At 41.6% G+C, this 13,228-nt stretch carries 16 protein-coding genes, 5 tRNA genes and 1 rRNA gene; 21 read left to right on the top strand and 1 reads right to left on the bottom strand.

Going from position 1 to position 13,228, the window contains the following annotated elements; genetic code table 11:
* Positions 1 to 174: 174 nt before the first annotated feature.
* The gene (locus CSV80_RS03980; RefSeq protein ID WP_099669854.1) at positions 175 to 780 is read right to left on the bottom strand and encodes a rhomboid family intramembrane serine protease; all 606 of its coding nucleotides are present in this window, start codon (positions 778 to 780) and stop codon (positions 175 to 177) included.
* A gap of 68 nt (positions 781 to 848) precedes the next feature.
* On the opposite strand from CSV80_RS03980, the gene acpS reads away from it, so the two are divergent.
* The 21 genes from acpS to CSV80_RS03875 form a co-directional block, all read left to right on the top strand.
* The gene (acpS, locus tag CSV80_RS03975) at positions 849 to 1,205 is read left to right on the top strand and encodes a holo-ACP synthase (protein WP_029054726.1); all 357 of its coding nucleotides are present in this window, start codon (positions 849 to 851) and stop codon (positions 1,203 to 1,205) included.
* 95 nt (positions 1,206 to 1,300) lie between these two features.
* Positions 1,301 to 2,335 carry a LolA family protein gene (locus CSV80_RS03970; protein WP_099669853.1) on the top strand — a complete coding sequence of 345 codons (1,035 nt, stop codon included), beginning with the start codon at positions 1,301 to 1,303 and terminating at the stop codon, positions 2,333 to 2,335.
* Between the two features lie 87 nt (positions 2,336 to 2,422).
* On the top strand, positions 2,423 to 3,535 hold the full coding sequence (alr, locus tag CSV80_RS03965; RefSeq protein ID WP_099669852.1) for an alanine racemase: 1,113 nt from the start codon (positions 2,423 to 2,425) through the stop codon (positions 3,533 to 3,535).
* Positions 3,536 to 3,689: 154 nt separating this feature from the next.
* A complete protein-coding gene (locus CSV80_RS18100; protein WP_029054723.1) occupies positions 3,690 to 3,995 on the top strand; it encodes a hypothetical protein in 306 nt (101 codons plus the stop codon).
* A 4-nt stretch (positions 3,996 to 3,999) separates the two neighbouring features.
* Complete coding sequence (locus CSV80_RS03955; RefSeq protein ID WP_029054722.1) at positions 4,000 to 4,350, top strand: type II toxin-antitoxin system PemK/MazF family toxin; 351 nt, start codon at positions 4,000 to 4,002, stop codon at positions 4,348 to 4,350.
* Positions 4,351 to 4,535: 185 nt separating this feature from the next.
* Complete coding sequence (locus CSV80_RS03950) at positions 4,536 to 5,363, top strand: RsbT co-antagonist protein RsbRA (RefSeq protein WP_099669851.1); 828 nt, start codon at positions 4,536 to 4,538, stop codon at positions 5,361 to 5,363.
* A 1-nt stretch (position 5,364) separates the two neighbouring features.
* Positions 5,365 to 5,727, top strand: coding sequence for an STAS domain-containing protein (locus CSV80_RS03945; RefSeq protein WP_083034138.1), 363 nt, complete (start codon positions 5,365 to 5,367; stop codon positions 5,725 to 5,727).
* Positions 5,728 to 5,729: 2 nt separating this feature from the next.
* Positions 5,730 to 6,131 carry an anti-sigma regulatory factor gene (locus CSV80_RS03940; RefSeq protein WP_099669850.1) on the top strand — a complete coding sequence of 134 codons (402 nt, stop codon included), beginning with the start codon at positions 5,730 to 5,732 and terminating at the stop codon, positions 6,129 to 6,131.
* 13 nt (positions 6,132 to 6,144) lie between these two features.
* Positions 6,145 to 7,149 (top strand): PP2C family protein-serine/threonine phosphatase, encoded by a 1,005-nt coding sequence (locus CSV80_RS03935; protein ID WP_199083924.1) that lies wholly within the window; start codon positions 6,145 to 6,147, stop codon positions 7,147 to 7,149.
* A 102-nt stretch (positions 7,150 to 7,251) separates the two neighbouring features.
* Positions 7,252 to 7,593 (top strand): STAS domain-containing protein, encoded by a 342-nt coding sequence (locus CSV80_RS03930; protein WP_029054717.1) that lies wholly within the window; start codon positions 7,252 to 7,254, stop codon positions 7,591 to 7,593.
* Positions 7,580 to 8,053 carry an anti-sigma B factor RsbW gene (gene rsbW, locus CSV80_RS03925; protein ID WP_029054716.1) on the top strand — a complete coding sequence of 158 codons (474 nt, stop codon included), beginning with the start codon at positions 7,580 to 7,582 and terminating at the stop codon, positions 8,051 to 8,053. The genes CSV80_RS03930 and rsbW overlap by 14 nt, the downstream gene beginning before the upstream one ends.
* The gene (sigB, locus tag CSV80_RS03920) at positions 8,028 to 8,813 is read left to right on the top strand and encodes an RNA polymerase sigma factor SigB (RefSeq protein ID WP_029054715.1); all 786 of its coding nucleotides are present in this window, start codon (positions 8,028 to 8,030) and stop codon (positions 8,811 to 8,813) included. The genes rsbW and sigB overlap by 26 nt, the downstream gene beginning before the upstream one ends.
* On the top strand, positions 8,813 to 9,409 hold the full coding sequence (locus tag CSV80_RS03915) for a PP2C family serine/threonine-protein phosphatase (protein WP_099669849.1): 597 nt from the start codon (positions 8,813 to 8,815) through the stop codon (positions 9,407 to 9,409). The genes sigB and CSV80_RS03915 overlap by 1 nt, the downstream gene beginning before the upstream one ends.
* 112 nt (positions 9,410 to 9,521) lie before the next feature.
* Positions 9,522 to 11,663 (top strand): Tex family protein, encoded by a 2,142-nt coding sequence (locus CSV80_RS03910; protein ID WP_099669991.1) that lies wholly within the window; start codon positions 9,522 to 9,524, stop codon positions 11,661 to 11,663.
* Positions 11,664 to 11,677: 14 nt separating this feature from the next.
* The gene (locus CSV80_RS03905) at positions 11,678 to 12,130 is read left to right on the top strand and encodes a SprT family protein (protein ID WP_099669848.1); all 453 of its coding nucleotides are present in this window, start codon (positions 11,678 to 11,680) and stop codon (positions 12,128 to 12,130) included.
* Between the two features lie 257 nt (positions 12,131 to 12,387).
* A tRNA-Glu gene (locus CSV80_RS03900) sits at positions 12,388 to 12,459 on the top strand.
* Between the two features lie 52 nt (positions 12,460 to 12,511).
* Positions 12,512 to 12,586, top strand: a tRNA-Gln gene (locus CSV80_RS03895).
* A 72-nt stretch (positions 12,587 to 12,658) separates the two neighbouring features.
* Positions 12,659 to 12,734 (top strand) — tRNA-Lys (locus CSV80_RS03890).
* A gap of 78 nt (positions 12,735 to 12,812) precedes the next feature.
* A tRNA-Leu gene (locus tag CSV80_RS03885) sits at positions 12,813 to 12,899 on the top strand.
* A 38-nt stretch (positions 12,900 to 12,937) separates the two neighbouring features.
* Positions 12,938 to 13,011, top strand: a tRNA-Gly gene (locus CSV80_RS03880).
* Positions 13,012 to 13,151: 140 nt separating this feature from the next.
* Positions 13,152 to 13,228, top strand: a 16S ribosomal RNA gene (locus CSV80_RS03875); the annotation flags it as partial.

Genomic DNA, 13,228 nt, shown 5'->3' with positions numbered 1-13,228 from the left:
ATTTGCGCTTCGGAGGGGGACGTTTCCTGAGGAGACCCCGCTCCTACGATTCAATCCCAGCAGTATAAGTGGAAGATACTCCTTGTTGCGCTTTGAGACTCTGGACAGGTGCTTTAATTTCTGGAAAGTACACAGAAAACGGCCAAGCGAACCCTCGCCTGGCCTTGCGTGATACTATTTCTTTCGCCAACTGACGATGTTCTTCGGGTTGAAGAAGCTCAGTCCAATTAGGAATCCTGTGAGTAATCCTGCTATGTGCGCAGTCACGTTGATATTCGTTCCTACAAACGTCATCACAACACTAATGACGATAATCGGCAAAATTACTTGTCTCAACTGCGGAAACGCATGCTTCGTGTAATACACAAGTGCACCAAACGCACCGAACACACCGAAAATCGCACCACTTGCACCGACGTGCGTATAAGCAACAGGCTGCACGAAGTATGTTGCGATATCGCCGAATAAGCCGGCTAACATATACACTGTAATAAACCGTGCTTTCCCCGCGATTTTCTCAAGCTCTGGTCCGAAAACGAAAAGCGAGAACATGTTAAATAGTAAGTGCATAAAACCGCCATGCAAAAACATCGGGGTTATTAGGCGCCAATACTCTCCATTCGCAATGAGGAAGTTATCTCCCAGGCCGAATAAAAAGAGTTGATTACCAATACCGGGAATCAATGTGTAGATAAATATCCCGATATTTAAGGCAAGCAAAAATGTCACGACAGGATAGGCGCGAACATATTGTGGAAAATTTTCCGTTCGTATAAACATGGTTTCACCTCAATCTTCTGTACTGATTATACATATTTTTTAACTTGAAGGGAAAGGAGTTGTTCATTTTGATTCAAGGAATTGGATTAGACATCGTGGAATTGGACCGTGTAGCCCGTTTGGATGGCCGCAACACTAAATTCAGAGAACGGATATTGTCCGAAAGAGAACTACATGTATATGAAACACTAAGTGGCCGCCGTAAAATCGAATACTTGGCAGGCCGGTTTGCCGCCAAAGAGGCATTCTCTAAAGCGCGAGGTACTGGAATAGGAGCAGATTGCAGTTTTCTGGACATCGAAGTCATTTCAGAAGCAAGTGGTCGTCCTGTACTGTACTTTCATAGTCAGCTGGTTCAGGGGTTCGTTAGCATTACACATACCCAAACTGTAGCTGCTGCACAAGTGGTCTTAATGGAACTCTGAAAGCATCTAATTAGAATTTAAAACAAGCTCGCATAATCGATTCATCCCTCTCATAAGATAAGCTACCCGAATTGATTGGAGAAAGGATGAAAAGAATGCGGAAAAAAATTATCTTGTTAACAGTCATCGCAGTTATGTTAGTACTAGGAGGATGCGGTAAACCCTCCAAAGAAGATGTCATGAAGAAACTTAGTAATAAGTGGAACGAAACAAAAGGCTACGAGTTAAATGCTTCGATGGAAATCAAAACAGGTTCAGAGCCTCGGGTGTACAATGTGGAAGTATGGCATACTAAGCCGGAGTTTTACAAAGTAAATGTGACACAATCGGGGAATGAAGAGTCACAAATGATCGTTCGTAACGAAGAAGGCGTATTCGTCATTACACCGTCACTCGGCAAAACCTACAAATTCCAAAGTGACTGGCCGGCACAAAACAGTCAGGGGTATCTGATCGGAACGCTTGCTGAAGATATTAAGGCAGACAAGGCGGCAGTCATGGAAGAAAAGGAAAAAGAGTATATCTTTGAAACGGCGACACGCAATAATCATAAGTCACTTTTACCAACTCAGAAAATTCATATCGATAAAAAGACATTGTTACCAAATAAGGTGACGATCCATGATGAAGCAGGTGAAGAAAAGATCTCCATTAAGTTCGATAAAATTGCATTGGGTGTAGAGCATAAAGTTGCTGAATATAAGGTGGAAATGGATAAACCGAAAGCAGACGGCGATAAAGCGGATTCTGATGAAGAAGCAACAGAAGGTGATGGGGAAGAACAGGCTAAGGTAAATCAACAAACGTACTATCCGGTTGCTAATTTACAAGGTACTACATTGTCAGAAGAAAAGAGTGTGGAAATTGAGAATGGCCAGCGTGTTATTATGACATTCAGTGGGGATAAGGAGTATGTTGTGATTCAAGAACCAGCTGAAAAGCCATTGAATGAAATGCCTGTATCCATAGAAGGTGATCCGGTTGATCTAGGATTCGCAGTAGCGGCATTGACAGAACAATCCATTCACTGGGAAGCGAATGGCATGGCGTTCTTTGTTGCATCCGACATGTTAAGCAAGGAAGAACTGATCACTGTAGCGAATTCAATGACAGCAACTGAATCGAAGTAATCAACGACTGAATCAATTGACTAGACTGTGCCTTTGGATAGATAATTATTGCATGCTACAGTCTATCCTATAACGAGGTGGAAGGAAATGTTCAACGAAACACAATATCGGCCAACACGAGCGGTTATTAACACAGCGGCTATTAAACACAATGCAGAACATTTGATTTCGTATTTGCCCAAAGAAACCAAATTGATCGCGGTCGTTAAATCAGATGGGTACGGTCACGGAGTCGCGCAGGCCGCTTCCGCTGCATTACAAGCGGGAGCGGAAATGTTCGCTGTTGCTACTCCCGATGAAGCTATGACACTCAGGAAAACACAGCCGACAGCGGATATACTCGTGCTGGGACTTTCACCGGTATCATTTGCGGCAATAGCAGCACAACATCGCATTATACTAACGGTCACGAGTGAGAATTGGGTAAAACAAGTGATTGCTCAACAACCATTTGATAATAAATGCAGGATTCATGTAAAAATCGACAGCGGAATGGGTAGAATCGGAGTACGGACTGAAGAAGAGCTTGCTCAATTGGTGAAGTGTATTCAACAGTCCGATCTATCTATTGATGGTGTATTCACACATTTCGCGCGTGCAGATGAAGAAGATCGAGAACCAACACGGCGACAGTTTGAGCGATTCATGCGCCTAGTAAATTGTTTGCCTGAAAAACCGCGTCTTATTCATGCGTCCAATAGCGCAGGGGCATTGTTGTTTCCTGAATATGCACTAGATGCTGTCCGTTTTGGCATAAGTTTATACGGCATTCCACCGTCTGATACTGTGGCAAAGCAGCTACCATTTAAACTTAAGCGAGCATTAGCGCTTGAATCTGAATTAACTTACGTGAAACAGATGACTGCTGGTGAGGCGATTAGCTATGGTGGTACGTATGAGGCTGTTGAAGGAGAATGGATCGGTACATTACCAGTCGGCTATGCGGATGGATTAAAGCGTTCGCTTACAGGTCAGGAAGTACTAATTGACGGCAAGAGGGTACCAATTGTTGGCACCATTTGCATGGACCAATGCATGATCCGATTACCTCGTGAATATCCTGAAGGTGAAAAGGTGGTACTGATCGGTAAACAAGGTAAAGAAGAAATAGCAATAGAAGAATGGTCTGAATGCTTAAACACGATACCCTATGAAATAGCTGTAACATTTTCTACACGGATACCGAGAGTCTATACGTAAAAAGTCGAAACTATCTATTGGAATATATGACGCAACGATCATTCAATTCGACATTCTACTGACGAAACTAGTATTTCTTGTCAAAACACTTCAAACCTTGTCTTTTCATATTCCAATATAAGTGGTAAGATAGAATTGATATAGAAATAGAGGGATGGGTTTGTCGGAGGTGCTCGATTTGCGTACGGATAAAAACGATAAAAGAATACTTAGTATAGCCTCAACCAGATTGCAACAGCAAAATGAAGACGCAATCTTTCAATGGGAGCAAGTGCAAGAAGATTTCGTTTATACGACAGATGTGAAACATATCGAACATGGTGAAGCTTCCTTATTACGTGAAGCCATGATAAGAGGTTATGTGGAAATGTCGCAAATCAACCTCAACATAGCGGCAGAATGTTTATATGCGGAATTTGAAGCTCAGCATACCGTAGAACGTTGCGTCAGCGGAGGATGAAAAGTTGGCAATTAAACGCGGAGACGTCTTTTTTGCAGATTTGTCACCTGTAGTCGGTTCTGAACAGGGTGGGACTAGACCGGTACTGATCATCCAAAATGATATTGGCAACCGATTCAGTCCCACAGTGATTGTAGCAGCCATTACTGCACAAATTCAAAAAGCAAAATTGCCGACACATGTCGAAATTACTGCGGCCCGGCATGGATTCGAGCGGGATTCAGTCATCCTGCTCGAGCAAGTCCGCACAATCGACAAGTCAAGGCTTACAGACAAAATAACTCACTTAGACGATGCGTTAATGAAACAAGTCGACGAAGCGTTACAAGTAAGCTTCGGACTTATTAAATTTTAGCATACATATTCTAACAAATTTCATTGCAGATGGCGCCAGTAACTAATGGCTGCTTGAAACACTATAGCCAACTGGTTATAGTGTTTTTTTATAGTAAATTCGAAAAAAACGATAAAATACATGTAGTTTGCTACGAAATTCGATACAATAGAGATAATTGAAGATGTAGGGAGGAACAAATAACGATGAACGAAGTCATGAGAAAAGGTATAGTTGAAAATATAGACACAATTACGACGCGTTGGGTAGAAGAGATGAAAGAGAACGCAGATGAACGTTTTCTGGAATTAATGCCAGCGCCTGTAGTAGCAACAACTAGTAGAGAGTTTACAGAACTGATGACATCCAATCTAACGTACCGCGATACAGTGGACAAGGAACGTTTGGATGAGTTCACGGAGAAAATCATTCATTTTGGATGGTCCATTAAATTCATCAATCGGGCAATTGATACGTTTTCTTCTGTCGTATATAATCTATTCTTTGAAACGAGGATTTTACAAGAGTCTAACTTACGCGAAGGGATTAACATCTTCACGAACTGGATCAATCCGTTAAGAGAAAGCATTATTGAAGAATATTCCACAAAGTGGGAACGTACGGATATCTTGCAGAAGATTGCATTGCAAGAACTATCGGCTTCATTAATTCCTGTTTTCGACAAGATATCTGTCATGCCGTTAGTCGGTACAATCGATACGGAACGTGCGAAATTGATCATGGAGAATTTATTGGAGGGCGTTGTCAAGCAGCGCGCTGAAGTTGTATTACTTGATATTACAGGCGTTCCAGTAGTAGACACGATGGTTGCACACCATATTATCCAGGCGGCAGATGCTGTTCGTTTAGTGGGTGCAAAATGTATGCTAGTCGGTATTCGTCCGGAAATTGCGCAAACTATTGTAACGCTTGGCATTAATCTTACAGATTTCTCGACGACTAGCACGTTACGCAGAGGTATGCAAAAGGCGCTGGAAATGACAGGTCGAACAATTGTGGAGGAGGAAATGTAGTATGAAGATGCGAATCCCAATTCTAAAGCTAAAAGACACATTGATTGTATCTATTCAAGTAGAGCTTGATGATCAGACAGCATTACAATTCCAAGAAGATTTATTGAATCAACTGCATAAAACGTCTGCACGAGGCGTTGTGATTGATTTGACGCCAATCGACTTTATTGATTCATTCATCGCTAAAGTACTTGGGGATGTTATTCATATGACAAGTCTAATGGGTGCGAAAGTTGTTATCACAGGTATTCAACCATCTGTAGCTATCACGCTAATTGAATTAGGCATCCGTTTAGAGAACGTGACAACTGCATTAGATCTAGAGAATGGGCTAGAGAAATTGACTAGAGAATTGGAGGCCTGACCATGGAACACAGGTCTTCTATAGAGATCAAGACAGAATGGGATATTGTTGCTGCTAGACAATTAGGACGTAATGAGGCGAAAATTACGGGTTTTGGGACAGTCGACCAAGCTAGAATTACGACTGCTATTAGTGAATTAGCAAGAAACATATATCTTTACGCGGGAAAAGGTAGAATCGAAATTGTGCCTATTACAGTAGGTGTACGGGTGGGATTACTAATTACCGCTACCGATGAAGGACCAGGAATTTCTGATTTACAAAAAGTTATGACAGATGGATACACGACGTCGGGAGGGCTAGGTGCAGGAATGCCAGGAGTCAAACGATTGATGGATGATTTTCGTGTAGAAACAGAAGTGGGAGTAGGTACCACTATTACAGCGACTAAATGGTTGCACTAGGAGTTGAAGGGTATTGCCACAAGAGGCGGGTAGGCAGTATAAGCAAATGCTGGAGAATTATCTGCACTCCAAAGGAGAAGAAGATCTCTATTTGGGACAGCAATTCAGCCGCAGCTTCATAGAAAAGAATATTGCACCGGAAGATGTCATCAGTATTCACAAAACGTCAATTGAAGAATTGATTAAAGATATGCCGGCCGATGTCAGCGTATCTTTCGATTTTCTAATTGAAATGATGATTCATTATGGACTAGCATTAAAGGAACACCAGAGCTTAATCCGTAAACAAGAAGTTATTCAGACAGAGATGGATATTGCGGTTAGAGTACAAAGTACTTTATTGCAAACAACAACTCCTATGTTGGAGGGGCTGGATATAGGTTGGATCTCCAAGCCATCGAAGCAAATGAACGGTGATTATGTATACTTTCTAAAAGAAACTGAAAAAGAAGTTTGCTTGGCGGTTGCCGATATTATCGGCAAAGGCATGTCTGCAGCTATGCATATGTCCATGGTGAAGTTTGGCATGGATAGCTTGCGGTATGAGAAAAGAAGTCCTTTTGAAGTATTGAGCTTTATCAATAAAATGGTGGAGCAAAGCATTGCTGATTCTATGTTCATTTCCATGTTTTATGGAAAATACGATACAGAAAACTCGGTATTCCGTTATTCTTCAGCTGGACATGAGCCTGCTCTCTTTTATCGTGCTTCTGAAGATTCGTACAGTTTGCTAGAAAGTAAAGGTCTGTTACTTGGCGTTCAAGCAGAAGCGGTGTATGAAGAACGTACTGTGCGTCTCGAAAAAAATGACTTTATTGCGATTATGACGGATGGTGTAACGGAAACTAGAACAGATAAAGGCTTCATTGAAATGGATGTTATAGAGAACCTATTGCATGAAGTACGTTCGGAAAGTGCACAAGCAATGGTCGACTATTTATTTAATGAGCTATCTAAGATGCAGAATTATGAACTGCATGATGACTTCACCCTTGTGATTTTGAAAAAAACAAATTGAAGGTTTAAGAAGTCTGAGAATGGGTATAAAACAATGAGTGTGTAGTGGATATGACTATGCTATACATTCATAGAAAATAGAGAAAGCGATCGGGGTGGCGAAATGAATTTACAAGTTGAGCAAGTTGATAAAGATCTCGTACATAATTTTAAAGTTATCGGAGAAATCGATATATATACAGCGCCAAAATTGAAAGAACATTTGGCTACTTTAGAGTTAGTAGAAGGAATCGAAGTGGAATTAGACTTATCTGAAGTAAATTATATGGACAGTACAGGCTTAGGCATATTTGTCGGATTCTATAAAGAAGTAAAAGCGCATAACGGGAAATTAGTTATTAAAGGACTAAACCAACGCCTTTACCGATTGTTTGAAATTACGGGCCTCAGTGACATTATGGAGATTGAACAATCTAAAGGTGGCGAAGATAATGCAAGCGTTTGATTACATTGAAATAAAGGTTCCAGCAAAAGCCCAGTATGTAGGCGTAGCTCGTTTAGCTATATCCGGTCTTGCAAGTCGTATTGGATTCACATATGACGAAATTGAAGATTTGAAGATCGCGGCAAGTGAAGCAGTGACGAATGCTGTGCAACACGCGTATAATGATGAAAAAACAGGTGAAGTGATTTTGGGGTGTGCCCTTTATAAAGATCGCCTGGAAATTGTTGTGACAGATCATGGTCAAAGCTTCGACTTTGAAGAAACAAAGAAAAAAGTCGGCCCATATCAAGATTGGAATGAGGATTCACCTCTTAGAGAAGGTGGCTTAGGGCTTTATTTGATGGAAACATTAATGGATGAAGTCAAAGTTGACCATGGGGAGGGTGTCATTGTTTTCATGACCAAATATTTGGGCAGAGAGCGGGGAGAGGACCATGTCAAATCAACAGTCTTCTCGTGACAGTGAGACAAAAGAGCAAGTCATTAAATGGATACATGAATATCAAGAGAATAATGACGACCATGCGCAAACACAACTAGTCCTGCATTATGAGCGACTAGTACACTCCATCGCGCGCAAATATTCTCGTGGACAATCTCATCATGAAGATATTGTGCAGGCGGGAATGCTCGGACTATTAGGAGCGATTCGGAGATATGACCCTGAGCAAGGACGGAACTTTGAAGCGTTTGCCGTACCGACAATCATCGGGGAAATTAAGCGATTCCTTCGTGATAAAACCTGGGCAGTTCACGTACCGAGACGAATCAAAGAGTTAGGGCCGAAGATAAAAGCGGCTGTTGAAACGTTAACGACTGAATTTCAGCGTTCGCCAATGGTCTATGAAATAGCAGAATATCTTGGCACCGACGAAGAATTAGTACTTGAAGCGATGGAAATGGGCAGAAGTTACCAAGCGCTGTCGATTGACCATACTTTAGACGCGGATTCAGAAGGTGGAACCATTACATTGCTTGATATCATTGGTGAAACTGATGGCGGTTTTGAAAAGACAGATCAGCGCATGCTTGTTTTGAATGCACTGAACGTTTTAAGTGAACGCGAACGTCAAATTATCCAGTATACATATATCGATCAGATGAGCCAGAAAGAAGCTGGAGAATTACTGGATATTTCCCAAATGCATGTTTCAAGACTGCAACGCAAAGCAATCAAGAAGTTACAAGAAGTAATCCTAACAAGTGGTGGTGCAAATTAGTGGAGACTTTTGAGAATGACTATGTAGAGGCATATATATACCAACAGTCCAAAAAAGGTAATAAAGATTCTGGGGATGCATACTACATTCATTCAGAAGAAGATTATTTCATTTGTGCTATTGCAGACGGCTTAGGCAGTGGAACAGAAGCAAAAGAATCGGCTGAAATAATTCCACAAGTCTTAAAGATGTATCATCATGAATCACCTGACGATTTGTTACTGCGTTGCAATAAACAGATGTTGCATAAACGCGGTGCGGCAGTAGGGATTGTAAAAGTGTATTTTAAACAGCAAACTATAGAATATAGTTGTGTCGGTAACATCCGGATCTATATACTGCAATCAAATGGTCAGATGATTTATCCTTTACCAGTAATGGGTTATCTGTCCGGACGACCACAATCGCCTCGAACACAAAGGTACCCTTATAATAAGAATGACCGGTTCTTTCTTCATTCTGATGGTGTGAATTTGCGAAGTCCTAAAAAGTACTTACAAGAAAGCTCTACTCCGTATCAATTGTATAAAAAGGTTGAACGGACGATTGAGGATGATGATGATGCAACATTTATCGCAGCTAGCCTGCTTCATTAGGTTGAAGCGGCTTTTTTTGTGCTTGAAAATAAATGGTTGCAGAAGGAAAGCGTATTGGAAACATGCTATTATATGGAAAGGAGAAAGGGTGATTGAATTGTCAAAAGATCTTATGGAAGCAACAGCAAGTCGTGCAGGAATCAGTAAGCCCCAAACGGCAAGTGTCATCGCGCTATTGGAAGAAGGCAACACTGTACCTTTTATTGCGCGTTACCGGAAGGAAGCAACAGGTTCGCTCGACGAAGTACAAATCAAGGATATTGAAGATGCCTATCACTATATAAAGTCGCTTGAACAGCGAAAAGAAGAAGTTCTGCGCTTAATCGATGAACAAGGAAAGCTGGATGATACGTTAAAGGCAGAGATCGAACGTGCAACCGTATTGCAGCGAATTGAGGACTTGTATCGCCCTTATAAACAGAAACGACGTACGAAGGCAATGATTGCGATTGAAAATGGCTTGGAACCTCTCGCTGACCAATTAATGCAACAGACATCCGAGAACATTCAATCTGCAGCACAAGCCTATATCAATCTTGAAAAAGAAATCCTTACAATAGAGGATGCGTTAGAAGGGGCTAAGTTCATCATTGCGGAGAGAGTATCAGAAGACGCAACAATACGGGAGAAGATTCGTAAAATCACATGGGCATCTGGGAAATTAACAGCCACTATTAAAAAAGGTGCGGAAGATGAACGAAAAGTTTTTGAAAACTACTATGAATATGAAGAGCCACTCAGTAAAATCGTGCCTCACCGCGTGTTAGCTATTAATCGGGGAGAAAAAGAAGATGTGTTGCGTGTGGGGGTAGGTTTCCCAGCAGATCGCATCATTGGTGATCTCGAGCGTGTGTATCTAAAGCGACACCCTACTTCATCTGCAACGTATATAAGAGAAGCGTTAGAGGATTCTTTTAAACGATTAATTGCTCCTTCAATAGAAAGGGAAGTACGAACGACTTTAACCGAAAAAGCAGAAACGCAGGCAATTCACGTGTTTTCGGAAAACCTTCGTAGCCTTCTATTACAACCGCCATTAAAAGGTAGAACAGTACTTGGTGTAGACCCGGCATTTAGAACAGGATGTAAACTTGCGGTAGTGGATGAAACAGGAAAGTTACATGATATCTCTGTCATCTATCCCCATCCACCAAAGCCACAAAAAGAAGCATCAAAAAAAATAATACGCGATTTATTAAAGAAATATCCGATATCCATTATTGCGATTGGCAACGGAACTGCATCCCGTGAGACAGAGAAGTTTATAGTTGATCTAATAAAAGAAGTAGCCGAGCCGGTTTCCTACGTAATTGTCAATGAAGCAGGCGCGAGTGTGTACTCAGCATCTGCAAAAGCCCGAGAAGAGTTCCCGGACCTGCAGGTAGAGCAAAGAAGTGCGGTATCCATCGCACGAAGACTGCAGGATCCGTTGTCTGAACTTGTGAAAATCGATCCCGAATCTATTGGTGTGGGACAATACCAGCACGACGTAGCGAAAAAGAATCTGAACGAATCACTTTCGTTTGTCGTGGAAACAGCGGTGAACCGAGTGGGGGTTAATGTCAATACCGCTTCATCTTCGCTGTTACAGTATGTTTCAGGTCTGTCAAAAGCCGTTGCGGAGAACATTGTTAAAGCAAGAGATGAAGCAGGTAAGTTCGCAAAACGCACAGAGCTGAAAAAGGTACCGAGACTCGGTGCGAAAACTTACGAACAGGCAATTGGCTTCTTACGTATACCAGAATCAAAAGAGCGCTTCGACTCTACAGGCATTCACCCAGAGAGTTATAAAGTGGCAGAAGCAGTATTGAAAGAGTTGCAACTCGACAAATCACAGCTTGGAACAGAAAAAGCAACAGCTGCTCTCGAACACGTCGATATCCCTCAACTTGCTGCGCAGCTAGACGTAGGTGAAATAACATTGCAAGATATTATACAAACTTTACAGCGTCCGAATCGCGACCCGCGAGATGATTATCCACAACCTTTATTGAAAGCGGATGTACTTGATATCAAAGATGTATATGAAGGAATGGAAATGCAAGGAACAGTGCGCAACGTAGTGGATTTCGGTGCATTTGTAGACATTGGCGTTTCAGAAGATGGGCTAGTACACATCTCCAAAATGAAAAATGGTTATGTGAAGCATCCATTAGACGTAGTTGCATCCGGTGATATTGTTACAGTATGGATTGATTCCGTCGATCGCCAAAAAGGGCGTATCGCATTATCTATGCTTCCTCTTAAGAAATAAAGGAGAGAATCAGCATGTCAGAAGAACAATTACAACAGCTGGTTGAGCAGATCTCATTGGAAATCTTCCATAAGCCGTTTGTCCATCAAGCAATTTTTAATAGTAGGCTGCGGACGACGGGTGGTCGCTATAAGTTAAGTAATCATTTTATAGAGATCAACCCATTGGTTATTAAGCTCCATGATGAAGAAGAATTGATCGGGATCATTAAACATGAACTTTGCCATTATCACCTTCATATAGAAGGGAAGGGGTATAAACATGGAGATTCAGATTTTAAACAGCTATTAAAAGAGACGAATTCACCCCGTCATTGCAAACCGCTTACGGAACGTAGAGCGAAAAGTACAATCATCCATCTATATCGTTGTATGGCTTGCGGGCTGGATTATCCTAGGCGCAGAAGAATGGATTGCACGAAGTATCGCTGTGGAAAATGTGCAGGGGAGATCTCGAAAGTGAAGTAAAGCGTGAAAGGCATTCAATCATAACGATTGGATGCCTTTTATACAATTTGATAAAAAGAAGTGAAAGACAGCTTTGTGGCATATAAAAATCATAAACGGAAAGGTTGTCATATCAACGTTTTAAGGCATATTGAAAAGTTATTTAAAAAAGATTGTCCAAAAAGGTTGACGAACGGCAACACCCTGTCTATAATAGTAAAAGTCGACTAAGACAAGCGCAACAAACCATTCGCTTGCTGAACCGACATTACCATTAAGGCCCCTTGGTCAAGCGGTTAAGACACCGCCCTTTCACGGCGGTATCACGGGTTCGAATCCCGTAGGGGTCACTTTTAATAAAATGAACAAATCCCTGAAGATTTGATAGCGAGTTATCATTGATGGGGTATAGCCAAGCGGTAAGGCAACGGACTTTGACTCCGTCACTCGTTGGTTCGAATCCAGCTACCCCAGCCATTTCTATTGCGTGTCACATGCTTTAGAGAGATCAAAGGTATTTGGGACAAATTGTTCCTTTCATTTTAACATGAGCCGTTAGCTCAGTTGGTAGAGCATCTGACTTTTAATCAGAGGGTCACAGGTTCGAATCCTGTACGGCTCACCATTCATTTTAAAAAGAATTCAAGAAAGTTCTTGACTTATTAAACTGAAGGTGTATACTAGTAATTGTCGCTGAAACAAAGCGGTAGTGGCGGAATGGCAGACGCGCTAGGTTGAGGGCCTAGTGGGGGTTAACCCCGTGGAGGTTCAAATCCTCTTTACCGCACCAAACATTCTCAACCGTTACAATTTAATTACAACTTATACGCGGGTATAGTTTAGTGGTAAAACCTCAGCCTTCCAAGCTGATGATGGGAGTTCGATTCTCCCTACCCGCTCCATTATTTTAAAGAATATATGAACCTTGAAAACTGAACAGCAAAACGTTAACGAAATACAGTTTATGCATCTATCGATGACATAAATAAAATGAGTATCTTAATTGATGCCAGCAAATGAAACTCGAGCTAATCGAATTTCTCTTATGGAGAGTTTGATCCTGGCTCAGGACGAACGCTGGCGGCATGCCTAATACATGCAAGTCGAGCGAACTGTTGG

The sequence above is a fragment of the Sporosarcina sp. P12(2017) genome, from assembly GCF_002743035.1.
Taxonomy (GTDB): domain Bacteria; phylum Bacillota; class Bacilli; order Bacillales_A; family Planococcaceae; genus Sporosarcina; species Sporosarcina ureae.
Note: the sequence above shows the minus strand (reverse complement) of the source record. Positions and strands in the feature narration are given on the sequence as shown.